Annotated in this window: 26 protein-coding genes; 14 read left to right on the forward strand and 12 right to left on the reverse strand. The window is 57.1% G+C overall.

What is annotated here, in order from left to right; all coding sequences use genetic code 11:
• Positions 1-32: 32 nt before the first annotated feature.
• Positions 33-1,043 carry a ligase-associated DNA damage response exonuclease gene (locus ACK4S7_RS03395; protein ID WP_409644598.1) on the forward strand — a complete coding sequence of 337 codons (1,011 nt, stop codon included), beginning with the start codon at positions 33-35 and terminating at the stop codon, positions 1,041-1,043.
• Entirely contained in the window at positions 1,043-2,611 is a 1,569-nt protein-coding gene (locus ACK4S7_RS03400) for a cisplatin damage response ATP-dependent DNA ligase (RefSeq protein WP_409644550.1), read from the forward strand. Before ACK4S7_RS03395 ends, ACK4S7_RS03400 begins: the two co-directional genes overlap by 1 nt.
• Here ACK4S7_RS03400 and ACK4S7_RS03405 read toward each other — a convergent pair.
• Genes ACK4S7_RS03405 through ACK4S7_RS03425 form a run of 5 tightly spaced genes read right to left on the reverse strand, consistent with a single transcriptional unit; the run spans position 2,608 to position 8,984 of the window.
• Positions 2,608-3,477, reverse strand: a complete 870-nt coding sequence (locus ACK4S7_RS03405; RefSeq protein ID WP_409644552.1) for an alpha/beta fold hydrolase — start codon at positions 3,475-3,477, stop codon at positions 2,608-2,610. The genes ACK4S7_RS03400 and ACK4S7_RS03405 overlap by 4 nt on opposite strands.
• Positions 3,474-6,887 (reverse strand): chromosome segregation SMC family protein, encoded by a 3,414-nt coding sequence (locus tag ACK4S7_RS03410; RefSeq protein ID WP_409644554.1) that lies wholly within the window; start codon positions 6,885-6,887, stop codon positions 3,474-3,476. Before ACK4S7_RS03410 ends, ACK4S7_RS03405 begins: the two co-directional genes overlap by 4 nt.
• 52 nt (positions 6,888-6,939) lie before the next feature.
• A complete protein-coding gene (locus ACK4S7_RS03415; RefSeq protein WP_409644556.1) occupies positions 6,940-7,677 on the reverse strand; it encodes a DsbA family protein in 738 nt (245 codons plus the stop codon).
• Between the two features lie 28 nt (positions 7,678-7,705).
• Positions 7,706-8,389 carry a thioredoxin domain-containing protein gene (locus tag ACK4S7_RS03420; RefSeq protein ID WP_409644558.1) on the reverse strand — a complete coding sequence of 228 codons (684 nt, stop codon included), beginning with the start codon at positions 8,387-8,389 and terminating at the stop codon, positions 7,706-7,708.
• A 43-nt stretch (positions 8,390-8,432) separates the two neighbouring features.
• Positions 8,433-8,984, reverse strand: a complete 552-nt coding sequence (locus ACK4S7_RS03425; RefSeq protein WP_409644559.1) for a DUF721 domain-containing protein — start codon at positions 8,982-8,984, stop codon at positions 8,433-8,435.
• A gap of 10 nt (positions 8,985-8,994) precedes the next feature.
• Here ACK4S7_RS03425 and ACK4S7_RS03430 point away from each other — a divergent pair, with 10 nt between their 5' ends.
• The 4 genes from ACK4S7_RS03430 to ACK4S7_RS03445 are packed head-to-tail and all read left to right on the forward strand — an operon-like array spanning position 8,995 to position 12,914.
• The gene (locus ACK4S7_RS03430) at positions 8,995-10,071 is read left to right on the forward strand and encodes an A/G-specific adenine glycosylase (RefSeq protein ID WP_409644561.1); all 1,077 of its coding nucleotides are present in this window, start codon (positions 8,995-8,997) and stop codon (positions 10,069-10,071) included.
• Positions 10,068-11,369, forward strand: coding sequence for a serine hydrolase domain-containing protein (locus tag ACK4S7_RS03435; protein WP_409644562.1), 1,302 nt, complete (start codon positions 10,068-10,070; stop codon positions 11,367-11,369). The genes ACK4S7_RS03430 and ACK4S7_RS03435 overlap by 4 nt, the downstream gene beginning before the upstream one ends.
• 4 nt (positions 11,370-11,373) lie before the next feature.
• On the forward strand, positions 11,374-12,243 hold the full coding sequence (nudC, locus tag ACK4S7_RS03440; protein WP_409644563.1) for an NAD(+) diphosphatase: 870 nt from the start codon (positions 11,374-11,376) through the stop codon (positions 12,241-12,243).
• Positions 12,240-12,914, forward strand: coding sequence for a DsbA family oxidoreductase (locus ACK4S7_RS03445; protein ID WP_409644564.1), 675 nt, complete (start codon positions 12,240-12,242; stop codon positions 12,912-12,914). The genes nudC and ACK4S7_RS03445 overlap by 4 nt, the downstream gene beginning before the upstream one ends.
• Here the strand turns inward: ACK4S7_RS03445 and ACK4S7_RS03450 are convergent.
• Together ACK4S7_RS03450 and mgtE are read right to left on the reverse strand one after the other, a co-directional pair.
• Positions 12,911-13,315, reverse strand: coding sequence for a DUF1489 domain-containing protein (locus ACK4S7_RS03450; RefSeq protein ID WP_409644565.1), 405 nt, complete (start codon positions 13,313-13,315; stop codon positions 12,911-12,913). The genes ACK4S7_RS03445 and ACK4S7_RS03450 overlap by 4 nt on opposite strands.
• 24 nt (positions 13,316-13,339) lie before the next feature.
• Complete coding sequence (gene mgtE, locus ACK4S7_RS03455; RefSeq protein WP_409644566.1) at positions 13,340-14,749, reverse strand: magnesium transporter; 1,410 nt, start codon at positions 14,747-14,749, stop codon at positions 13,340-13,342.
• A 155-nt stretch (positions 14,750-14,904) separates the two neighbouring features.
• Between mgtE and ACK4S7_RS03460 the strand changes: the two genes are divergently transcribed.
• Complete coding sequence (locus ACK4S7_RS03460; RefSeq protein WP_409644567.1) at positions 14,905-15,354, forward strand: peptidylprolyl isomerase; 450 nt, start codon at positions 14,905-14,907, stop codon at positions 15,352-15,354.
• A gap of 63 nt (positions 15,355-15,417) precedes the next feature.
• Here ACK4S7_RS03460 and ACK4S7_RS03465 read toward each other — a convergent pair whose 3' ends face one another.
• From ACK4S7_RS03465 to pdxH, 4 genes are read right to left on the reverse strand one after another with little or no spacing between them, the layout of a single operon-like run.
• The gene (locus ACK4S7_RS03465) at positions 15,418-15,708 is read right to left on the reverse strand and encodes a hypothetical protein (RefSeq protein WP_409644568.1); all 291 of its coding nucleotides are present in this window, start codon (positions 15,706-15,708) and stop codon (positions 15,418-15,420) included.
• A 35-nt stretch (positions 15,709-15,743) separates the two neighbouring features.
• A complete protein-coding gene (locus tag ACK4S7_RS03470; protein ID WP_409644569.1) occupies positions 15,744-16,541 on the reverse strand; it encodes a PhzF family phenazine biosynthesis protein in 798 nt (265 codons plus the stop codon).
• Entirely contained in the window at positions 16,534-17,487 is a 954-nt protein-coding gene (locus ACK4S7_RS03475; RefSeq protein WP_409644570.1) for a cation diffusion facilitator family transporter, read from the reverse strand. The genes ACK4S7_RS03470 and ACK4S7_RS03475 overlap by 8 nt, the downstream gene beginning before the upstream one ends.
• Before the next feature lie 10 nt (positions 17,488-17,497).
• Positions 17,498-18,094, reverse strand: a complete 597-nt coding sequence (pdxH, locus tag ACK4S7_RS03480; protein ID WP_409644571.1) for a pyridoxamine 5'-phosphate oxidase — start codon at positions 18,092-18,094, stop codon at positions 17,498-17,500.
• Between the two features lie 51 nt (positions 18,095-18,145).
• Between pdxH and ACK4S7_RS03485 the strand changes: the two genes are divergently transcribed.
• From ACK4S7_RS03485 to ACK4S7_RS03515, 7 genes are read left to right on the forward strand one after another with little or no spacing between them, the layout of a single operon-like run.
• Positions 18,146-18,613 carry an ABA4-like family protein gene (locus tag ACK4S7_RS03485; RefSeq protein WP_409644572.1) on the forward strand — a complete coding sequence of 156 codons (468 nt, stop codon included), beginning with the start codon at positions 18,146-18,148 and terminating at the stop codon, positions 18,611-18,613.
• A gap of 56 nt (positions 18,614-18,669) precedes the next feature.
• Positions 18,670-19,587 carry a DnaJ C-terminal domain-containing protein gene (locus ACK4S7_RS03490; RefSeq protein ID WP_409644573.1) on the forward strand — a complete coding sequence of 306 codons (918 nt, stop codon included), beginning with the start codon at positions 18,670-18,672 and terminating at the stop codon, positions 19,585-19,587.
• Positions 19,580-20,536, forward strand: coding sequence for a YihY/virulence factor BrkB family protein (locus tag ACK4S7_RS03495; RefSeq protein ID WP_409644574.1), 957 nt, complete (start codon positions 19,580-19,582; stop codon positions 20,534-20,536). The genes ACK4S7_RS03490 and ACK4S7_RS03495 overlap by 8 nt, the downstream gene beginning before the upstream one ends.
• A gap of 14 nt (positions 20,537-20,550) precedes the next feature.
• On the forward strand, positions 20,551-21,378 hold the full coding sequence (gene fabI, locus ACK4S7_RS03500) for an enoyl-ACP reductase FabI (protein WP_409644575.1): 828 nt from the start codon (positions 20,551-20,553) through the stop codon (positions 21,376-21,378).
• Entirely contained in the window at positions 21,378-21,713 is a 336-nt protein-coding gene (locus ACK4S7_RS03505) for a hypothetical protein (protein WP_409644576.1), read from the forward strand. Before fabI ends, ACK4S7_RS03505 begins: the two co-directional genes overlap by 1 nt.
• Positions 21,703-22,779 (forward strand): chorismate synthase, encoded by a 1,077-nt coding sequence (aroC, locus tag ACK4S7_RS03510; RefSeq protein ID WP_409644578.1) that lies wholly within the window; start codon positions 21,703-21,705, stop codon positions 22,777-22,779. The genes ACK4S7_RS03505 and aroC overlap by 11 nt, the downstream gene beginning before the upstream one ends.
• Positions 22,780-22,788: 9 nt before the next feature.
• A complete protein-coding gene (locus tag ACK4S7_RS03515) occupies positions 22,789-23,253 on the forward strand; it encodes a cupin domain-containing protein (RefSeq protein ID WP_409644579.1) in 465 nt (154 codons plus the stop codon).
• On the opposite strand, the gene ACK4S7_RS03520 is transcribed toward ACK4S7_RS03515, so the two are convergent.
• Entirely contained in the window at positions 23,246-23,908 is a 663-nt protein-coding gene (locus ACK4S7_RS03520) for a glutathione S-transferase family protein (protein ID WP_409644599.1), read from the reverse strand. The two genes, ACK4S7_RS03515 and ACK4S7_RS03520, sit on opposite strands and share 8 nt — an antisense overlap.
• Between the last annotated feature and the right edge of the window lie 56 nt (positions 23,909-23,964).

Below are 23,964 nucleotides of genomic sequence, written 5' to 3' on the forward strand. Positions count from 1 at the left end.
CGCCCCATAACTGACGTTAGAAAGGGACAGTCATTATCTCCCGAACAGCTGCCCAACATTGGATAGAGCCGCACGCGCACGGCATTTATGTCAAGCCAGCGGACATGTGGATTGACCCATCACTCCCTGCCGAACGTGCGCTGGTAACGCATGGTCACGCCGACCATGCGCGCAGCGGTCACGGCGCAGTCTGGGCTACGCCAGAGACGCTTGCTATCATGGCGCTGCGTTACGGCACCGAAATGGGCACGCCAATGACTTATGGCGATGGCTTTGCGGCTAATGGCGTGAAGATAAGCTTTCACCCAGCCGGGCATGTTTTGGGTTCAGCGCAAATCCTGCTGGAACATGCCGGTGAGCGTGTGGTGGTGACAGGCGATTATAAGCGCCGCTTCGATCCGACCTGCGCGCCTTTTGAAGCCGTGGCTTGCGACGTCCTGATTACCGAGGCGACATTTGGCTTGCCGGTATTCACGCACCCGCCAATCGAGGATGAGATCGCGAAATTGCTCGCTGCGCGTGAGGCAAATGCGCAAGGATGCATTGTCGTTGGGGCCTATGCATTGGGCAAGGCGCAGCGAGTCATTGCTGAGCTACGGCGCGCGGGCTATGACGCGCCGATCTACATTCACGGCGCGATGCAGAAAATGTGCGATTTATACGCCGCGCATGATGTGCCTTTGGGCGAATTGATTTTGGCGACTGGCCTCGCCAAGGCGGAGATGCAAGGCGCGATTGTGGTCGCGCCGCCGTCGGCGATGAATGATCGCTGGGCGCGGCGACTGCCTGATCCGATTACCGCCATGGCGTCTGGATGGATGCGCGTGCGACAACGGGCGCGACAACGCAATGTCGAACTGCCGCTGGTCATTTCGGACCATGCAGACTGGACGGAGCTGACCGACACATTGCTTGAGCTTAGGCCAAACGAAACCTGGATTACACATGGACGTACCGATGCCCTTGGGCGGTGGTGTGAATTGCACCAGCTGAAGGCGCGTGCGCTCGATCTGGTTGGCCGTGAAGATGAGGATGAGGGCTGATGCAGGCTTTCGCTGCGCTCATTGACGGGCTGATCTACACTCGGTCCCGCGACCATAAGGTTAGGCTGATCGCTGACTATTTACGCGATACACCCGACCCCGATCGGGGATGGGCCTTGGCGGCGCTCGCAGGGACGCTGAGCATTGCGACGGTGAAGTCGGCGGCCATCCGATCAATGGCGGAGGATCGATTTGACCCCATGCTATTCCGCATGAGCCGCGATTATGTGGGCGACACGGCCGAAACGGTCGCCCTGATGTGGCCCGACGTCAGCGCGGATGTCGTGGCGCCCACAGTGTCAGAAGTCGTTGACCTGCTTAATAGCACAAGCCGTGCCCGCGCGCCAATTGTGCTAGCTGAATTGATGGACCGATTGGATGCCAATGGCCGTTACGCACTGTTGAAGCTGGCGACGGGTGCGATGCGCGTCGGCATTTCGGCGCGCCTCGCCAAAACCGCATTTGGTCAGGCCTTCGGTGTTTCCGTAGACGATGTCGAAGAGGTATGGCACGCCATTCGCCCGCCTTATACCGAACTGTTTGCGTGGGGCGAGGGCAGATCCGAACGGCCCGACCCTGCCGACAGCGCGTTTTTCCGGCCCTTTATGCTTGCCCATCCGTTGGAGGATGGAAGCGTGGATCTGGACGACTTCGCGGCTGAATGGAAATGGGACGGCATCCGCATCCAGATTGCGTCGACGGGCGGGGAAACGCGGTTGTTCAGCCGTGGCGGCGATGAAGTAACTGGCGCGTTCCCCGAAATCGCCGCCGCATTCAAGGGCTTTGGTGTCGTAGACGGAGAATTGCTTGTGCGGGGCGAAGTTCAGGGCGGGGAGGCCGCAAGCTTTAATGCCCTGCAGCAACGTCTTGGCCGCAAGAATGTGACCGCCGCGATGCAAGCCGAATATCCGGTGTTCGTTCGCCTTTATGACATATTGTTCGACGGAACGGAGGATTTACGCGCGATGCCGTGGACAACGCGGCGTGACCGGCTTGAATTGTTTGCCGCAAATCTTGACGCAGTGCGTTTTGATCTGTCGGCGATCATCGAAGCACGCGATTTCGACCATCTGGGGGAGATGCGGGCGGCAGCGCGTGAGGCAGCGATTGAGGGGGTAATGCTGAAGCGGCGCGATTCACCTTATCTCGCTGGCCGCAAGGTCGGCCTTTGGTACAAATGGAAACGCGAGCCGCTCGTGGCGGATTGTGTGATGATGTATGCGCAGCGCGGCAGCGGGAAAAGGTCTTCTTATTATTCGGATTATACCTTCGGCTGCTGGACGCCCGACGGCACGTTGTTACCCGTTGGCAAGGCCTATTCAGGGTTTAGCGACGAAGAATTGAAATGGCTTGATCGGTTTGTGCGCAACAACACCGTCGCGCGTTTTGGCCCAGTCCGCGAAGTCGAAAAATCACTGGTGCTTGAGGTCGCCTTTGACGCGGTGCATGAATCGAAACGGCACAAATCGGGCATCGCCATGCGTTTCCCGCGCATCTCGCGCCTGCGCCGCGACAAGCCAGCGGATGAGGCAGATACGATCGCCAATTTGCGCGCGATGATTGGTTAGAGAAACGCCCGCACGTCGGCCATGAAGCGGTCGAATTGGTCATGATGCAGCCAGTGTCCGGCATTTTCATATTCGACGACCTTGGCGGTTGGAAAATGCGCAATACGGCCGTCTTTTTCGGGATTCGATGCCCAGCTATTGGCGCCGTACATCAACAGCATCGGACAGGTTATCGACTGCCATATCGCAAGCAGATCCTCACGCGGCATATCAAAAATCGCCCAGATGTTAAGGTAATTGTCGAACTTCCAACTCCAGCTTCCATCTTCGTTGCGGCTGATGCCGTGCACGGTCAGGTGACGGGCTTGCTCATCGCTAAGATAACTATTCTCGGTTTTCATCCGTTCATAGGCAGCTTCAATGTTGGGATAACGTTTCGGCGTCCGGCCAGCAGCATTGCGCTTGTCCTCAATCCACTGCCGAAAACGTTTCTGGATGCCGATAGCATCACGCTCTGCCTGCATCTTGGGCGAGAGCCCAAGCCCTTCAATGTTGACCATCTTGCGCACATTTTCGGGGAACAGCCCCGCATAGCGAGTCGCGATGTTGCCACCCATTGAATGGGCAATGATGCTAACCGGGGCGAGGTTCAACTGATGGATTAGTTGCGCCAGGTCATAAACAAATCCCGCCATTTCATAGGTGCCGTCGGGCGACCAGGCGCTGTCGCCATGACCGCGTAAATCAGGCGCTATTATGTGCCAGTCACGGCGCAATTCCTCGGCTACCCAGTCCCAGCTGCGTGCGTGGTCGCGCCCGCCATGGACCAAAAGCAAAGGCGGCGCGTCGGGGTTGCCCCAATCGACATAATTTAGCCGAAGGCGCTGCGAGATAAAGCTGTTGGTGATGGGGCCATGCAAAGTCATTCGGCAGCCAGTAATTGCTCTGCGCCCCCAAGGTCAACCGATACCAGTCGGCTTATTCCCTGCTCGACCATTGTGACACCAAACAAACGGTGCATCCGGCTCATGGTCACGGCATTGTGGGTGACGATCAAATAGCGCGTATCTGTTTCCTGCGTCATTGCGTCCAGCAAATCGCAGAAACGTTCGATATTGGCATCATCCAGCGGCGCATCGACCTCGTCCAGGACACAAATCGGGGCTGGGTTGGTAAGGAAAAGCCCGAAGATCAGCGCGACCGCCGTGAGAGCCTGTTCACCGCCCGATAGCAAAGTAAGCGACTGAAGCTTTTTGCCAGGAGGCTGCGCGAAAATTTCGAGGCCAGCTTCCAACGGATCGTCGCTGTCGATCAAGGCCAGGTGCGCTTGCCCGCCGTTAAACAAGGTTGAAAACAGGCGACGGAAGTGCCCGTCCACTGCTTCAAACGCCGTTAAGAGCCGCGCGCGACCTTCCCGGTTCAGGCTGCCGATGGAGCCGCGCAGGCGGTTGATGGCGAGCGTGAGCTCCTCGCTCTCTGCTGCGCCTGCGCTTTGCTGTGCTTCCAGCTCGGCGAGTTCGTCTGCAGCTATGAGGTTGACCGGACCAATGCGCTCGCGTTCATTTTGCAGGCGGTCGAGCCGGTTGGATTCGACGCCCGCATCCTCCATCGTGTCTTCATCAAAGTTCAGTTTTTCGGGCAGAAGAGGCGGCGGACACTCAAATCGCTCGCCCGATATTCGGCCCATTTCGACACGGCGATGGTCCTGATTTTCGGCGCGGGCTTCGGCTCCGGCGCGCGCTTCGCGGGCAACAGACAGGCGCTCAGCAGCTGCCGCTAGTTCGGTTTCGAGTGCGCGCAGTGTCGCTTCTTGCGCCTTCTCTGCGGTTTGCAGGCCCGCGAGCTTGTCGGCCAATTGCTCTTTGTTTGCCCGCAACGTCGCAATTTCGCGGGCGAAGATTTCCGGCCTTCCCGCCATGGCTTCCTGCTCAGTAGCGATATCAGCGCTGCGTTTGTTCATTTCCGCGATCCGGCGCTCAGCTTCACCAGCACGTTCCTGCCAGCCGCGGATTTCGGCCATCGCCACGGCGCGTCGTTCGCGGCTTTGCGATATGCGTTGCTCAAGTGCAGACAGGTCCGCCTGATTACGCGCCAACAGGTCGCGGGTTGCCTCATGTGCCTTAGCGAGGCTTTGCACGAGGTCGGCGTGATGCGACCCATCAGGCAAGGTATGCCGTGCGGCCTCAGCCACTTTGCGCTCTGCCTCTGCGTCGGCCAAGTCCTGCTGTGCCGCCGCCATCCGGTCGCCAAGCGCTGCCTTTGCTGATTTCAGCCGCGTGAGGGCATCCTCGGCTTGATCGACCGTGCGCAATGCCTGCCGCAACTGGCCTTCGGTCGCCACCCGCGCCGCCGCCGTCGCACGCAAAGTATCCTGCGCCGCTGCGATAATGTCGGCCATTTGCGATAGGCGTTGAGCCTGTTGGTCTAACGCGGCTTGCGCAGGCGCTATAAGCGCATCCAGTTCCGTCAGGCGGTTGGCGCGGACCAGTTGTTCTGCGATCGTCGCGCCATCGCCATCGGTCGCAAAGCCGTCCCAGCGGCGAAGTTTGCCTGACAAGGTTACGATGCGTTCGCCGGGCGAAAGCTCTTGGCCATCGTCCCTTTCGAACACGCGAACCATAGAAAGCCGCGCAGCCAGTTCGGGTGGAGCATCGACAAAATGGATCAGCGCATTCTCCTGCACTTTGCCAAGTGCATTGGTTCCGCCAAGCCAGCGTCGACCAGTGTCACCGCCGATGCCTGCGTCCGCATCATCGCCAAGTGCAGCAGCCAAAGCGCGTTCATAGCCGGGTTTGACCGAAATGCGGTCAATTGCCTTGTCGCCACTGCCTTTGTTCAATGAACGCTGCAACGCGCTCTGTTCCGTCAACAATGCGGCTAGTTCGGCCTTGGCACTTGCGATTGCCACCTGCGCCAGATCACGCGCGGATATCAGTTCGGAGCGACGGATCTCTGCTGCTTCGTGCGCAGTGGTGTCGTCCTGCAATTGCTTCTGCAATGTCTGCACATCCGCATCCGCTTGGCTTTTGGCGGAAACAAATTCCGCCTCATTACCTAACGCATCCTGTTCCGCGTTTAGCCGTGCGCAAGCTTGCTCCGCACGTTGTAGCCGCATCGTGGCTGCCGCAAGCGCGGCGTCCGCAACGCGCAGTTCGGCATCGGCACGCGCTTGCTCGGCGGACGCATTGGCCAAAGCGATTTCGCTTTCGCGCGCCTGCCGCTCCGCATTTTCAGCGGTGCGCTGCAGGGCAGGGCGCTCCTCCTCTTGCGCTTTGATTTGCTCGGCAAGCTTGCTGCTTTCAGCCTGTAGCCGGGCTAGCGCATCGGCTGCATCATGCGTCAACTTGCCTTCACGCGCGCCATCGTCTGCCATGCGGGCGGCCTGCGCCGCGAGGTCGGATTGGCGCTGGATTATCCGTTCATGCTCGCCAGTCAATTGCACAAGCCTGTTCGACAGGTCATTGGCCGCATCCCGCGCTGCCATCGCCACCGCGCGGGCATCGGCGAGTTGCCGTACGGCCTCTTGCTGTTTGTCCGTCAAGACACGTTGCGCAACCGCTGCATCCTCAACTGCTTTCGCCGCTGTGTTGGCCTCGGCGCGCGCTACATCGGCGGCGGCTTTGGCCTCCCGCCAACGCACGAAGATCAAACGCGCCTCCGCCTGAAGAATGTCCTTGGTCAGCGTGCGATATCGCTCGGCCTGCTTGGCCTGGCGGCGCAACTGGCCCGCACGGGCGTCCATATCGGCAAGGATGGTTGCCAGCCGCGCCAGATTGCTCTCAGCCGCGCGAAGCTTCTGTTCGGCATCTTTGCGCCGGACGTGAAGGCCGGAAATGCCGGCTGCTTCCTCGAGCATCTGCCGACGTTCCTGCGGCTTAGCCGAAATGATTGCGCCAATGCGGCCTTGGCTGACCAGTGCCGGGGAATGCGCGCCCGTAGCCGCATCCGCAAAAATAAGTGCAACGTCCTTGGCGCGCACATCGCGCCCATTTGACCGATAGGCTGAACCTGCGCCCCGCTCAATCCGGCGAGTGACTTCCAGTTCTTCATCGGTGTCGTTATCTGCGCCATTTTCGCTGCGTTCCGCCAGTATCGTCACTTCAGCGAAATCACGTTGCGGGCGTGAAGCGGTGCCGGCGAAGATCACATCCTCCATGCCTGCGCCACGCATCGACTTGGCGCTGCTTTCGCCCATTACCCAGCGAATGGCCTCTAGAAGGTTCGATTTGCCACAGCCATTAGGGCCAACAATGCCAGTGAGCCCGCTCTCGATCCTAAGTTCAGCGGGCTCGACAAAGCTTTTGAAGCCGACGAGTTTCAGCTTCTTTATACGCAAGGGGCCACCCCCGTTGCAGGTGAGACGTAGTCATGGCCCCCCCGAGCCATATTTAGCGTGCGCCGGCCTCGACCAGCTTGCTTTTCACCTGAACCCACGAGCTGGCGTCAAGTTTTGCGCCATTTAGCAGGAAGAAGGGCGTGCCGGTCACATTATCATCCTTTGTGCCACGCTCGGTTGTTTTGATAAGGCCATCAATCGCAGCTTTGTCGGACAAGCATGCTTTTGCTTGATCTTCGCTAATCCCGCGTGACTTGACGAATTCGATGAGGCCCATTTTGGTACCTAGCAAAGTTGCAATCTGCTCTGGCGACATTTTTTGCATCGCTTGCTGGTCCGCTTCCGTCACTGTGCTGATTTTGCCAAGCCAGCTTTGCTGCTCGGTATATAGCTGATCAGTCAGCGGGAAAAACGCTTCGGGGCCGCTACACTGCGCCAACAGGAAGCCGGGGACATCCTGAATGCCATGGACGAGGAACGGTCGAAATTCCATGGACACGGTGCCGTCATTAACGAGTTTGTTCAGCTCATCTTTAGATTGGGCGTGGAATTGCGCACAGCCGGGGCAGGTGATTGCGCCATATTCTACAAGTTTGAGCTTCGCGTCTGGATTGCCCATCTGATAGCCGCCAAATTCAGTTTTGGTGACCACATCGACCCATGCTTTATCTGCCGGTGCTGCAACCTTGGCAAGCGGCTCACCTTTTGGTGCTCCAGCTGTGTCGGCGCTGCCGCAGGCCGTAAGCGCCATTGCAGCAACCGTTGAAATAATAATTGTCTTTATGCGCATGTGATATCCTTCAGTCTGGGATGCCGGTTTACTTCATTACCGCCTTTAACTCGGCAGTGTTATGGATATGATCTTGCAAAACGCCGTTTACCAAGAATGACGGCGTGCCCCTGACGCCGAGCGCCGAACCGGCTTCAGTCATGTCTATGATAGTTTTTAGCGCAGCTTTATCCGCCAGGCACGTCTTGGCTTGAACCGGTGTAATACCGCGTTGTTGCATTATTGGGGCAAGGCCGATTTCGTTAAAGGTGCCAACCATGAAGCCGGTATAATCCTGCGCTTTCAGTTTTTCCTGCGTGGCCGCGCTAATATTTTTGGCGTTGCCTAACCAGGTTGCCTGAGTTGCGAGCAAGTGCCGTTGATTACCAAAAAACTTCGCTTTGCCGCCACAGCGCGCCAGCATGGCAGCGGTCAGGTCAACCGGGTTGAGCACCAAGTTACGGATTTCCAGACTTGCTTTCCCGGTTGCGACAAACTGCGTCTTGAATGCGGGCGCTTCCTTCATTTCAAATTCCGCACAATGCCCACAGGTGTAGCTAAGATATTCAACTACCTTGTTTGGCGCCGCCGGGTTACCGACGATATGCGCGCCCTTGTCACTGACTGTGACGGTAGAAAGCCATTTGCTGGGCACAGGTGACGCCGATAGTGTAGCCGATAGCGCCGCCGTGCCGACGAAAAGTACCCCGAAATAATTTTTTAGACGCCACATTGCCTGGACCTTACCCTTCGAAACCGTTCGTGCGCATCTGGTATCACTCGCCCCCTTTGGCAAGGCTTTTTGCGAGGCTTTCGAGTACGGCGAAGAGTTCAGGGTCGCCGATTTCGCGCAAGGATTCGCCCAATTCCATTGGCACAGGCTTCAACATCGGCGCTGCCGTTGGTTGGCGCACCTTGGTCTTAACAACTGGCCCCTGACGGACTTTAACCCGTGCGACTGCGCCATAGCCGAAAAAGCGGTTCACGCGTTCAATGATTTCGGGAAGGACATGCTGAATCATGGTGGCGTGCGCGCCCTCCACCGTCAGTTCGAGCGTACCATCGGATTTTTTGCCAACCGGAAAGCGAATGGCCTCAGGCGCGGAAACAGCGGCATAACGCGCGCCAACGATTTCGTCCCAGCGGCTGACGACCGAGCTTTGCACAAAACCGAATTTACGAAACGCGGCACGGCCGATATCGGGCATAAGCGACGACACGGACTTTGCCTCCCCACCGCGCGGACGCTGGAACGTCTTGGGCGTTGGGGCTTTTTTGGTGCCTTTTGGCAGCGGTGGTGACTTGCCTTTGTCCATTGCGTCATCCATGCCATTTTTCATGCCAGCCGTCCAACAACCCGTCCATAAATCTGGGGATATCGCGAAGGCCTTGCTGGCGCATTATGACAGGCACGCGCGCGTTTTGCCATGGCGTAAGCCGCCGGGTAAGGGGTTTGCCAACCCTTATCATGTCTGGCTGTCGGAAATCATGTTGCAACAGACAACTGTTGCAGCGGTGGGTTCTTATTTCCACAAGTTTACGCAGATTTGGCCGGATTTTGCGGCGCTAGCCGCTGCCGATGATGCTGATGTCATGGCGGCATGGGCTGGCCTTGGCTACTATGCCCGGGCACGTAATCTGCTTAAATGTGCGCGAGTTGTTGTGGCGGAGCATGATGGCCGTCTCCCGGAGACTGAGGCCGAATTGCTCAAATTGCCGGGCATTGGCCCGTACACCGCTGCTGCCATCGCGGCGATTGCGTTTGGGAAAAGAGCCGTGGTGGTGGATGCCAATGTCGAGCGTGTGGTGTCCCGGTTGTTTGCGATTTCGACGCCCTTGCCGCAGTCAAAGCCGCTTATTCGCGAGGCTACCGAAAGTATTACGCCCGACAACCGCGCCGGAGACTTTGCGCAAGCAATGATGGATCTTGGTGCTGGCATATGTTCCGTACGGGCGCCGTCTTGTCTTGTTTGTCCGGTTGCTTTTGCCTGTGATGCGTTGCGGGTTGGCAACCCTGAAGTTTACCCAGCCAAAATGCCGAAGGCCCCAAAGCCGCAACGGGCAGGGCGAATTTATTGGATCGAGCGGGACGATCATGTCTGGCTGGTGCGCCGTCATGACAACGGCCTGCTGGCAGGCATGCGTGCATTGCCAGACGACCGGTGGACGGCGCGACTGGACGGTCATGCCACCCCACCCGCGCCTGCTGAATGGCGAAAATTGCCAGTGCAAGTGTCGCATGTTTTTACGCATTTTTCGCTTCTGCTCGACATTGCCGTTACGTCATGGCCAGCGGGCACAAGCGACCCGGGCGAAGGCGAGTGGTGGCCGTTGAAATCGCTCGACAAGGCCGGTCTGCCGACCGTATTCAGAAAGGCAGCGGAGGCGGTAATAAACGCAGGAGAGAAAGTATGAACGTGCAGGATAGCGGACGGGCAATGATTGACCGGCGTGGGTTTTTGGCTTGGAGTGGCCAACTGGCCGCAGTTGGTGCCGTTGGCGCATTCGTACCCGGGCAGGCCTGGGCACGTGCTGCAGACTTGTATCCCACAATCCGCACCCAATTCCAAAGCTATGTATCTTCTGGCAAGCTTCCCGGCGTTTTGGCCACCATTGGCCGTGCGGCCGGTATGCCGGATGTTATTGCGGTTGGAACACGAGGGCTGGGCGAAACAACGCCAGTTGATATCGATACATTGTGGCGCATCTATTCGATGACAAAGCCGGTGACCGGCATTGCCGCGATGATCCTCGTGGACGAAGGCAAAATGAAGCTCGATCAGCCAATAGCAGATTTTCTGCCGGAATTTGCCAACATGACGGTGCTTACTGATCCGGACAACAGCTTGAAAGCGGTGCCAGCCAAAACGCAGATTACCCTGCGCCATCTCTTGACGCACACGGCGGGGCTTGGATATTCGATTATTACCAAGGGACCATTACTTCAGGCCTATCTTGATAATGGTATTACGCCGGGCATTGTCAGCCGTTTTCCGATTCCCGGCCAGCCAGCAAGCGCGCCAACCCCGGACCTCAAGACATTTTCTGAACGTTTGGCAAAGCTGCCATTGATTGCGGAACCCGGCACGAAATGGAGTTATTCGATCTCGCTCGATTTGCTTGGCCGCGTGATCGAAGTTGCCAGCGGTATGGATTTCGAGGCGTTTTTGACGGCGCGCATTTTTGAACCGCTGAAAATGAACAGCAGCTATTTTCAGGTGCCCAAGTCGGAGACCAAGCGCCTCGTTTCCAACTACGCTCCGGTCAACGGCATTTTATTCCCGATCGACCCCGCCCCTACAAGCATCTATCTGGACAAACCAGCCTTTGCCTTTGGTGGTGCTGGGATGGTGTCGTCGGCGCGGGATTACGACCGTTTCCTCAACATGCTTGCCAATTATGGGGAGCTTGATGGCGTCCGCGTCATGTCAACCGCAACCGCTAAGCTGGCCATGTCCGATTTGCTGCCAGCGGCGGTGTCAACCGATGGCACATTTGCTTCAGGCGCTGGCTTTGGCGCCGGTGGCCGCGTGGGTAAGGGCGTTAATGACGGTGTATATGGCTGGGGCGGCGCGGCCGGTACCGTGGCCTTTGTAGATCCGAAGCGCAAATTACGCGCCGTGTGCATGGCGCAATATATGCCAAGTGACGTCTATCCGTTCCATCAGGACTTCGCCAAATGGGTCCTGCAGGACCTCGGGTTGCCAGCCTGATCCGATGATGGCTCCGGGTTTTACGGGTTCACCGCTCGACCGCGCTGACCGCGTCCGCAATGATGCAGAGGCCTATGGTGTGTTGCTTGGCGATTGGCGCGCGCGGGTATTGGGCCTTGACGGGCTTGACCCGCGGGTCAGTGACTCAGGTGGCCTTCACTGGCATTCCTTTGCTGAGCTTGAGGGTTCGGAAGAACTCATTCTCCTTGGCCTTTCCGACGGCAAGCCGCATTTTGTGGCATTGGTTGAGGCGACTGGGGACGCATTTCGGTCGCCAGCAATCTGGCGGGCGTTGTCGATGTTGCCCGCCGAGGATGCCGCGATCTACGGCACCGCGCGCAGCCTGATTGAATGGCATAACGGCCACCGCTTCTGCGGACGCTGCGGCGACGCGACCATGTTGTTTCGCGCTGGATGGGGACGGAAATGCGGCAACTGCCAAAAGGAACATTTCCCGCGCACAGACCCGGTTGTTATCATGCTTGCCGAGTTTGAGGGCAAGGCATTGGTCGGGCGGCAGTCGCGCTTTCCCCCCGGCAATTATTCGGCGCTTGCCGGCTTTCTGGAGCCTGGCGAATGCATTGAGGAAGCCGTCCGCCGCGAAATCCACGAAGAGGCAGGCGTCACCTGTGGCGCGGTGCGCTATGTCACCAGCCAGCCATGGCCTTTTGGCGGATCACAGTTGATGATTGCTTGCACAGCCGATGCACTGGGCGATGAGCTAACGCTCGATACCACCGAAATTGAAGACGCCATGTGGGTCAGCAAGGACGAAGCAATGGCTGCCTTGGCAGGGGACAGCGACCGCCGTTTCAACGCGCCGCCACCCTTTGCCATTGCGCATAGCCTATTGCGCCATTGGGTATCGCAATGAGTGCCGAGGCCGTGCCGCTGCGCATAGACATCGTGTCAGACGTTGTCTGTCCGTGGTGCATTATTGGACTGAAGCAGGTCGAAAAGGCGCTTACGCTTGTCGGCCAGGAAATCGCCGCTGAAACCCATTGGCATCCATTTGAACTGAACCCAAATATGCCGCCCGAAGGCGAAGATACCGCCGAGCATATCGCGCGCAAATATGGCAGCACGCCCGAACAAAGCCGCGCCAATCGGCAGCGGCTTTCCGGCATTGGCGACAGCGTAGGTTTTGCCTTCAACTATGGCGATGGCATGCGCATTTATAACACGTTCAATGCGCATAAATTGCTGACCATCTTTGGCAGCGAACGGGGATGGCGCGCGCAGACAGCGCTGAAAACGGCTTTGTTCACCGCCTATTTTCAGGACCGCCGCGATGTGAGTGATGTCGAAACGCTGTGCGATATCGCCGAAGCGCAAGGCATGGATCGCGCAGTGGCTTTGGCTTGGATCAACGACGCCGCGCTCACCACCAGCGTGCGCGCAGTAATGGCGCATTGGACCGACCAGAATATCACCGGCGTTCCCGCTATCATCTTTGATCAGAAATATATGGTCCCCGGCGCCCAAAGCGCCGAGACCTTCGCCGATGTAATCAACAAGGTGTTGGCCAAGCGCGAAGCGGCTTAAACCAGCCCCATTTTCATCAGTTCGCTCAGCATTTTGGGCGACATTTCGTCGCGGCCGTCGGTCTCGACCGAATCAAGATCAGGCGGCGCATTGGCTTCTTCGAGATACCGCCAGCCCTGATGTGCGCGCTTTGGTGTCGAGCGCACGGCGATCAAGCGCGGTTCAATGCGAATCCAATGACGGCCAGCGCCATTTTCCATGAAGCCAATGATTGGGCTTCTGCCGATGATGGTGTGAGTGTGAATCCAATAAAGCGAGCCGCCCGCCATTTCCTCGACCCGCTTTGGAAGGTAACGGGTGGTAAGGCGCACCTCGCCATCTTGGGCGTAAGCCGCAAGACGCTCACGCAAATGCTTCGGGCTTTCCGCTCCAAAAGCGATCTTGGTCATGTTCAATGGCATGGACGCTATTTGGGTGCCGGGCCGTTAACCGGCAAGTCCGCTGAAGACGGCAAGTCCAAGAAAAATGAGGAAACCCATCGAATCGGTAATCATCGTCACGAAGATGGAGCTTGAAACCGCAGGGTCCTGATCCAACCTATCAAGTAATACGGGAATGGCGACGCCTGATAATCCGGCAAGTGAAATGTTGCACAGAATCGCCGCCGCAATGACACCGGCCAAAAGCCAGTCGCCGAATATCACGCCAGATCCAATGCCGGCTATGACAGCGATGGTGGCGCCAATGAGCAGGGCCACGCGAATCTCGCGCCAAATTGACCGCATAGTGTTTGACTGGGTGAGCTGGTTGGTCGCAAGCGCGCGCACTGTAACAGCCAAGGTCTGCGTTCCGGCGTTGCCGCCAATTGACGCGACGATTGGCATCAGGACGGCCAAGGCAACCATAGTTTCGATGGCAGCACCAAATTGGGCAATGATGAAACTCGCCACCATCGCAGTACCTAAATTTGCGATCAGCCATCGCACACGTGCCTTGTAGCTTTCGGAAATCGGTTCGTTGATATCTCCTTCGCCAGCACCTGACAGGCGCAAGATATCTTCGTCGGCTTCTTCCTGAACGATGTGGACGATGTCATCGGCCGTGATAACTCCGACCAGCCGACCTGCAGCATCAACCACGGCCGCCGAGATCAGCGCGTATTTCTGGAAGCGTAAGGCCACCTCTTCCTGATCCATGTCGACCGGAATGAGCGTCTGTTCATGCATCATGATTTCGCTGACCGGCACCTTGCGCTCGCTGCGCATGATCCAGCTTAGCTTGCATGTGCCGACAGGCTTATGCTGAGGGTCGACCACGAAGACTTCCCAGAATTCGGTGGTCAAATCCTGATGGTCGCGCAAATAATCGATGAGCTGACCAACAGTCATATGCTCCGGCACCGCAACCAGTTCGCGCTGCATGATTCGGCCAGCGGATTCGTCGGGATAGGACAGCGCGTCCTCAATGACGGCGCGGTCCTCGGGATCAAGCTCGGCTAGGACCTTTTGCTGGTCCTCGGCCTCCATATCCTCAATGATTGCAACAGCGTCGTCGGTATCAAGTTGTCCGGCGAGTCCTGCAACCTGGGCCGCTGGCAGGGCGTCAATAATATCCTCGCGGACATAATCATTGACCTCGGCCAACACCTCGGCGCTCATGAGGTCGCCCAGACTAATGGCGAGTATTCCGCGCCGTTCGGATGGGGTCAGTTCGAGAAGGTCGGCAATATCGGCTTCGTGAAGCGGCTCGACCAGCCGGTAGACTTCGTCCAGATCGCCCTCTTCGACAGCATCCAGAACGCGATCGACATAGTCGCGGGTGAGGCGATTGTCTTCATCGAGGGTTTCAACGATTTCGGGGTCGATGATGTCCGGGTCGGCAATGTCGCTGGTCATATGCGGGCCTCCCGTTATCAATCTGGAACCATATATTAAGATTGGCCCCCTCCTACGCAGACAGCTTCAAAATGCAATGATTTTGGCTTTGCACGCGTGCGATGGTTCCACTAGGGCAGCCGACATCCATTTCCCAAGCCCGAAGGAATATCAATATGGCCGACGAAACACTTACTCTCTCACTCGACAGCGGCGACGTTGTTATCAAGCTGCGCCCTGATCTGGCACCAAACCACGTTGCCCGTATCAAGGAACTAGCTGGCGAAGGATTTTACGATGGCGTGAAGTTCCACCGCGTCATCCCTGGTTTCATGGCGCAGGGCGGTTGCCCCAATGGCACTGGCATGGGCGGTTCGTCCAAGCCAAACCTGAAGCAGGAATTTAACGCTGAACCACATGTCCGCGGCGTATGCTCGATGGCGCGGACGAACGACCCGAATACTGCCAACAGCCAGTTTTTCATCTGCTTTGACGATGCAAGCTTCCTCGACCGTCAGTACACGGTCTGGGGCCAGGTGGTCAGCGGCATGGAGCACGTCGACGCTTTGCCCAAGGGTGAGCCGCCCGCAAACCCAGGCGTGATCCGCAAGGCAACAGTCGCTTAATGAAGCAAACGCGCGGGAGGCCAGTCGGTCCCCCGCGCGTCTTTAGCGCTTACGCTGCTGCGATTATTCGCTATCGCCTTGCGCCGGTTCTGGCGGACGCATCGCGTCCATCGCGGTTTTCAGTTCGACGAGTGTGATCTTGTCGTCTTTGTCCGTATCAATATTTCCGAAATACTGAACCAATGGTCCCTGTGCTTCGTTCTTTGCAATGAAGCCGTCTTTATTGGCATCCAAAAAAGCGAAAATCTGTTCCGGCTGAGGTATGCCGCCGCTTGGCGGAGCTGGCGGTGTGTCTTGCGCCATTGCGGCTGGTGACAACATAAGCGCCGACAAGACGGCAAGTGATTTCAACATGGATGATCCTTTAAAGAATGGAATGTCGTTGATGGTCAGCGCAAGCTGAACATACCCTTTACTACCGTAAAACAGTGGCCTGACAACCACACTCGTTCGCCTTCAACGTTACATCCCAGATAGCCGCCGCGGGCCGACGCTTGATAAGCGGTGAAACTGTCTCGGCCAAGCTCGTTGGCCCAATAGGGCGCGATGACCGCATGCGCGCTTCCCGTGACGCTGTCTTCGTCGACACCAGCGCCCGGCACGAACACGCGGCTGACAATGTCAGTGTCATCTCCGCGCGCGGTGGCTGTGAAGCTGTCATCACCAAGGGTTGCAAGTGCCTTCATATCAGGCCTGAGCGCCAATATTTCTGCTGCCGTGGCGTAGATGAACATATTATAGCCGTCGGGGTTGCTGCGCATCGATAAGGGATTGCCGCCCATGGCAGCCATCATCGCGGGATTGTCGACTTGCTCTGTCGGAATCGCCGGCAGACCCACTGCGTAGCCTGGCCCGTCACGCCGGACTTCCAATATCCCGGCCTTGCGTGTGCGAAAAGTTACTCGGTCAAACGAGGGGTTTTCGGTCAGTATGATATGGCCACTTGCCAACGTCGCATGGCCGCAAAGGCGAATTTCAACTTCTGGCGTGAACCAGCGGAGTTCATAATCCGCAGCACCTGTATTGTCGGGCACATAATATGCGGTCTCCGCGAAGTTATTTTCTTCGGCAATTGCCTGAAGCACCGAATCTTCAAGCCATTCGTTTAGCGGCATAACCGCCGCCTGATTGCCTGTGAAGGGGCGGTCAGCGAACGCATCCACGTGGAAATAGGGTAGGTCAGTCATTGGGTTCCTCCTCACGCTCGATGGTTTCGGACGGGATATAGCCCATCTCATCCTTATGCCCCTCTGGGTCTGGGTGGATCAGGACTTCGACGCCGGGAAATTCGTCCATCAATGCCTGCTCGACCTCATCCATGATGCGGTGTGCCGCCGCGACCGTCATGTTGGGATCGACCCAAACATGAAATTGGCAGAAATCATGCGCGCCACTTGAACGCGTCCGCATGTCGTGAATACCGCGCAGTTCGGGGTGGCGAAGCGCGACTTCAATGAAACGCTCCTTTTTCTCGTCAGGCCATTCGCGGTCAAGCAATTGGTCGAGCGCTGTCCGCGCCGCGCGATATGCACCCCACATCAACCATGCCGCAATCGCAATGCCGAACAAGGGGTCGGCTCCGCGTACATTCAGCATGGTGTCGAGCACAATCGCGACGATCACGGCAACGTTGAGCAAAAGGTCGCTCTGATAATGTACATGGTCCGCCTGAATCGCGACCGATCCCGTTTTACGGACCACTTGCCGTTGATACGCAAGAAGGCCCAATGTCGCGACAATCGCAATTACGGAAACGCCAATGCCATATTCGGGATGCGCGGTCTGTTCCTGCTCGCCCAAGCGCACGATGGCGCGCCACGCGATCAGGATGGCCGATACGGTAATCAACGTGACTTGAAACAGTGCGGACAATGCTTCTGCCTTGCCATGGCCAAAGCGGTGGTCATCATCGGCTGGCATGGCCGCATAGCGAACGCTGAACAAGGTCAGCAAAGATGCTAGCACGTCAAATCCTGTGTCAGCCAGCGAGGCGAGCAGGGCGACCGACCCGGTTTCTGCTGCTGCAAATATCTTAAGCGCAAGCAGGAAAAGCGCGACAGCCACGCTGGCGATGGCCGCACGTTTGGTCAGCTCACCATGGGCATGGTGATCGTGGCTATGCCCGGCGCTCACAGTCTATCAGTCACGGATATAGCATGCCGGTTTTCCAGCTATCGCCATCGCGTTCATATAACCATCGCTCGTGCAGCCGGAATTCGCGGTCTTGCCAGAATTCAATACGGGCCGGGCTTACCATCCAGCCGGACCAATGCGGCGGACGAGGGACATCTTGGCCTTCAAAGCGCGCCTCAACGTCGGTAAAGCGGGCCTCAAATGTCGCGCGGTCGGCAAGTGGGCGCGACTGATCCGAAGCCCATGCGCCAAGCTGCGAATTTCGTGATCGCGTTGCAAAATAGGCGTCTGCTGTTGAGTCATCTACGGGCCTCGCCACGCCCTCAATGCGGATTTGCCGCCGAAGTGATTTCCAGTGAAATAGCAAGGCGACTTGCCCGTTTTGAGATAATTGTCCGGCCTTGCGACTTTCAAAGTTGGTGTAAAAAACAAAGCCGCCTTGCGTGCCCAAGTCGCGGCCATGGCCTTTTAGCAGCACCATCCGGACCGACGGCTGACCATCGGCGCCCGAAGTCGCCAGTGCCATCGCATTGGAATCGTTTATTTCGGTAGTTCGCGCTTCGGCAAACCATTCGTCGAACAGGCTAAAAGGATCAGGTCTTTCCATAGCTGTCCGATAGGCTAGACTGATGCGGGTTAAAAGGGGTTAGACAATAAAATGAATTGGGAAACAATATTCGGCATCGCCAACCTATGGGCTTTGCTCGGCTGGGTGATTTTGGCTTTTGCACCAAAGCGTGAAATCGCTGTCCCATTTGTGTTTTTTGCAGGGTCGGTGTTGCTCGCATGTCTCTATGCTGGTCTCATCATTCCGTTGATGGCTGGCTTAATATCGGATGGTGGCCCAGCTGGTCGCCCGCCCGCTGACTTCACAAGTTTGTCAGGCGTCATGGCACTTTTTGATTCCCCCGGTGGCGCAACCATCGGCTGGATCCATTATCTTGCCTTTGACCTGTTCGTTGGCATTTGGATTGCCCGCAACGCCGATGCGCACAATATATCGCGCTGGCTGCAGGTGCCGACATTGTTCTTCACCCTGATGGCAGGACCGATTGGTTTGCTGCTATATCTCCTGTTGCGCCAGTTTGTAGGGGAAAAACCGGAATATGCTCTGCTTCCAAGTTGACTTGGAGCGCTGTAATACCAATGTAAGACGGGCACTAAAAGTAAACAGGGACAACAATGGCAGATCCTTATTCCATATTAGGTGTTTCCAAGGGAGCGGACGACAAAGCGATCAAAATCGCTTATCGCAAGCTGGCAAAGGAATTGCACCCGGACAAGAACAAGGACAATCCGAAGGCATCGGAACGGTTTAGCGAAGTAACACAGGCCTATGACCTTTTGTCCGACCCGAAAAAACGCGGTCAATATGATCGTGGTGAAATTGACGAAAACGGACAGCCACGTTTCGCGGGCAATCCATTTGGCGGTGGCTACACGCAAGGCGGTCCGGCGGGGGGCAATTTCGACTTTGGCAGCGGGGGAATTGACCTTGGTGATATCTTCGACGGCTTGTTTGGCGGAGGTGGTGCGCGTCCCGGCGGTGGGCCCGGACCGCGCCCACAGCAGGCGCCGCCACCCAAAGGGGCAAATATAGCCTATGAACATCTTGTGTCCTTCACCGATGCCGCCACGCTGACGCCGCAACGCATTATGCTGGGTGATGGCAAGATAGTGGAATTCAAGCTGCCTGCGGGCATACTGCCTGGTCAGCAAATTCGCATTCCGGGAAAAGGGCAGCCTGGCCCCGGCGGCAATGGCGACGCTATGGTAACGTTGAAGATTGGCAAGCACCCGCATCTGGTGCGCGATGGTGACAATATCCGCATCGATCTGCCCATCTCGCTCAAGGAAGCAGTGGTCGGTGGCAAGGTTAAAGTGCCAACGGTCGACGGTGCAGTGATGCTGACCGTGCCGCCGCGCACCAACTCCGGGGCAGTGCTTCGGATCAAAGGGCGCGGGTTTTCAGCCAAAAGCGGTGCACGCGGCGATCAACTTGTAACCTTAATGATTCATCTACCGACAGATCCAGCGGAACTGGCGCGACTGGGTGACGTTCTCTCGGACAGTTCAGTCCGGGAGAATATGCGTGTCTGAAATCTCACCACTGTCACCGGAGGCGCGCGCACAACTTCCGGCGACAAAGCTAGCCCATGAAAGCGAAGCGAAATGGTTCGCCCGACTTGGCCTGCCCGGGCAGGTCATCGAGGTGGTTAAACGAGTCGCGGTCGGTGTATATAGCGACGGGTTCATTCACGCGGGTAATTTCGCCTATCTGTCCTTGGTATCTTTGTTCGCATTTTGCGTGGTGGCTGCGGCTATCGCAGGAGCTTTAGGGCAAACCGAGTCAGGGCTCGCGCTTATTGAAGCATTTTTCAGGACGGTGCCACCAAGCGTCGCAACTACGCTTCAAGGGCCCATTGAGTCTGCCATGACTGCACGCTCTGGGCCCTTATTATGGTTAAGCGCCGGGGTCAGCCTCTGGACCGCGGCAAGCCTTATCGAGACGTTCCGCGACGTCTTGTATCGATCCTATGGCGCAACCCCAAGCCGGGCTTTTTGGCATTATCGCTTGGGTTCGCTTGGGGCGATAATAGCATCAGTGGTGCTCGCGATGATCGCATTTTCCGCGCAAGTTCTGGTCACCGCTGCAGAGGAGCTTGTATACCGCTACATTCCAACGGCCCAGACCGTCTCAAGCTATTTTGCGTGGGGACGGATTATTCCCTTTGTTACTTTGTTTGTGGCGATTTATGTGATTTTTGCTGGCCTTACGCCCTCCAAATACCGTTCGCCGGACTTTCCCAAGTGGCCTGGGCCGGCATTGGTAAGCCTGTGGTGGCTGGGCCTGACGGCTTTGCTGCCGGTATTTTTGTCCAGTGTAAGCAACTATGATCTTGCATATGGCAGCTTGGCCGGTGTGATGGTCGCGCTGATTTTCTTTTACTTGATTGGCCTTGGGTTGGTAACGGGTGCGCAGTTGAACGCGGCGCTGGCCAATGAACATGAAAATGGACTAAAGCAGGCGCGAGATAAAGTTACCTGACGAATGAGGATATTATGACCGGATTGATGGCTGGCAAACGCGGGCTGATTATGGGGCTTGCGAACGACAAATCGCTTGCTTGGGGTATTGCGAAGCGCCTGCACGCGGAAGGTGCCGAGTTGGCGTTCAGCTACCAAGGCGAAGTCATGGAAAAGCGGGTGCGGCCATTGGCGGCGCAGCTTGGATGCGACTTCCTCATTGATTGCGATGTTGCTGACATGGCAAATCTCGATCGTGCGTTTGAAACGCTGGCGGACAAATGGCCGACGATTGATTTCGTTGTCCATGCGATCGGTTTCACCAATAAAGAGGCACTGCGCGGCAAGTATTTTGAGGTGGGTCTTGAAGATTTCCTCATGACGATGAACATCAGCGTCTACAGCTTTACCGCTGTTGCCAAGCGCGCTGCCGCGATGATGAAGCCTTTTGATCCAGAAACCGGCGAAGGCGGCGGATCGTTACTGACGCTTAGCTATTATGGCGCTGAAAAGGTCATGCCGCATTATAACGTCATGGGTGTTGCAAAAGCTGCGCTGGAAACATCGGTCAAATATCTGGCAAATGATGTTGGCCCACAAGGCATTCGCGTCAATGCGATTTCGGCTGGTCCGATCAAGACACTGGCAGCTTCGGGCATTGGCGACTTCCGCTATATTTTGAAATGGAATGAACTGAACACGCCGCTCCGCCGCAATGTCACGATCGACGATGTCGGCTCTTCGGCGGTCTATTTCCTGTCAGACCTCGCAGGAGGTGTTACAGGCGAAATACACCATGTCGATGCTGGTTATCACACCGTCGGCATGAAGCAGGAGGATGCTCCTGATATTGCTGTATCCTAATGATAGCGGGGCATAGCAACGAGCTGGTTTTATTGCTCACGGGCTGTGCCTTGCTAGTTGGGTTGCACGGATATTGGCACGCCCGACGCTATTGGGAGGGCCTGCCGCCAATTCTGGATGCATTTGTATCGATGGCTGGGTTTGTCGCTGTCATAGGTGCGTTTGTTTGGGCAGGCCGTGTTGGTGGAGCATATGGTCATCCACACGCCGCCCGCGTGCTTGCTATCGCCATAACGCTTATTATTGTCCGTGCAATCCGGACGTGGATAGGCAAGGAACAGGTCCGCTATCGTTCGGTCCATATGAAGAAAACGGAAACAGCACATGAGCTTTAATATCTTCGGTCGCGTGTTTCGTTTTACGACATGGGGTGAATCCCACGGGCCTGCACTTGGCGCTGTGGTCGATGGCTGTCCTCCCGGGCTTGCGCTGTCCGAGGCGGATATCCAACCATTTTTAGACAGGCGCCGCCCGGGCACGTCCCGTTTTACAACCCAGCGCCAGGAACCCGATGCCGTACGCATATTGTCCGGCGTGTTTGAAGGCCGCACGACAGGCACGCCGATTTCGCTGATGATCGAAAATGTGGACCAGCGGTCAAAGGATTATTCCGACGTTGCCAAGGCGTATCGCCCTGGACATGCCGACTATAGCTATGATGCCAAATACGGCTTTCGCGACTATCGCGGTGGCGGGCGATCGAGTGCGCGTGAAACCGCGGCACGAGTCGCAGCTGGTGCAGTCGCTCGCGCGGTTATTCCGGACGTCGAAATAATGGCTTATGTTGCCGAGATCGGCGGCGACGCCATCAATCGAGATAATTTTGAAGTTTCGCAAATCGGCAAAAATCCGTTTTTCTGTCCCGACGAGGCAGCAGCCGGTCGCTGGGAAAAAATGGTCGATGAAGCCCGAAAGGCCGGTTCGTCGCTTGGCGCGGTTATCGAATGTGTCGCAACTGGCGTACCCCCCGGCTGGGGCGCGCCGCTTTACGCTAAGCTGGATAGCGAGCTTGCCTCTGCAATGATGAGTATCAACGCGGTTAAGGGCGTCGAAATTGGTGCTGGCTTTGGCGCTGCCCGCTTGCGGGGCGAAGAAAATGCCGACCGGATGCGACCAGCCACCGAAGGGTCAAACCATCCAGAATTTTTGGCCAACAACGCCGGCGGGATCGCAGGGGGCATTTCAACCGGGCAGCCGGTGCTGGTACGCGTTGCTTTCAAACCAACATCCTCCATCCTCACGCCTGTCGAAACTGTCACTCGCGAGGGCGACGCAACCGACATCGTCACCAAGGGGCGCCACGACCCTTGTGTGGGCATCAGGGGCACGCCAGTGGTCGAGGCAATGATGGCACTGGTCTTGGCTGACCAAAAGCTGCTGCACCGCGCGCAATGCGGCTAGGCGATCGCGATGCCCAAAATAGACATAGAGGCCATCACGCAAAGCAACGAAACAGGATATCCGGCCCCTTATAATGCCGAAGTCGAAGGGCGTTGGTGGCGCCGTCTGGCGCCGGAAGCCGGGCTTACAAAGCTGGGTGCAAGCCATGTGGTGCTTAAACCTGGCGGATGGTCATCACACCGGCACTGGCACCGTGGAGAGGATGAGTTGGTAATCATGCTGTCCGGCGAGGCTGTGCTCGTGGAGGATAGCGGCGAGACCATTTTGCAGGCGGGTGACGTTGCAGCGTGGCCGGCGGGTGTGCCGAACGGGCATCATCTGATCAACCGCAGCGTTCAAGACTGCGTTTTTGTCGCCATTGGCGCGGGGGATCGCACTGCGGGCGGTGTTTATGCCGATATCAATATGACATTTAGTGAAACTGGTTATTTCCGAAAAGACGGTACGCCTTATTCGGCGGAGCGGATCAAGTAGCGGCGCTTTCAATCCGTTCAATCGTCCATGGCTCCTCCGCAGCTCCGGCATACCATTCTTCCATCCATGGATGTGCCATTATCGCTTCGACGTAGGCCTCTGCGAAGCCCGGTAAAGTGAAGCCGTACGTCACAAAACGGGTTACGACGGGGGCGAGCATGATGTCCGCGGCGCTAAAGGTGCCGAATAGATATGGTCCATCCTTACCAAAGCGTGAGCGGGCCTCTGCCCAGGTCTGCAAAATGCGGATTGCGTCAGTGCGGGTTTCTTCGGAAACGGTTACGTCGGTAAATGTCTTGCGCGTGTTCATCGGGCATTCGCGACGCAAGGATGTGTAGCTGCAATGCATTTCGGCAGCCATGGAACGCGCCATACCGCGGGCAACTTCGTCTTTCGGCCAATATCTGTCGCGCCCGACCTTGTCCGCAAGAAAATCGATGATAGCAAGGCTGTCCCAAACAACGGCCTCCCCGTCCCACAAGATCGGGACTTTGCCGGAAGAGGGCGCAAGGTCTTCTTCACGCTTGCGTTCGTCCCAGCCTGTTTCAAACAAAGGTACGGTAATTTCGTCAAAATGCAGGCCGGATTGCTTCGCCGCCAGCCAACCGCGTAGCGACCAGCTCGAATAGGCTTTGTTTCCAATGATCAGTTTCAAGGTCATGCGACCTTTAATGGCGGCTGTTTGCGATTGTGTCGAGGGGGCAGAGACGC

It is taken from the genome of Sphingorhabdus sp. (assembly GCF_046292425.1).
Classification (GTDB): Bacteria; Pseudomonadota; Alphaproteobacteria; order Sphingomonadales; family Sphingomonadaceae; genus Sphingorhabdus_B.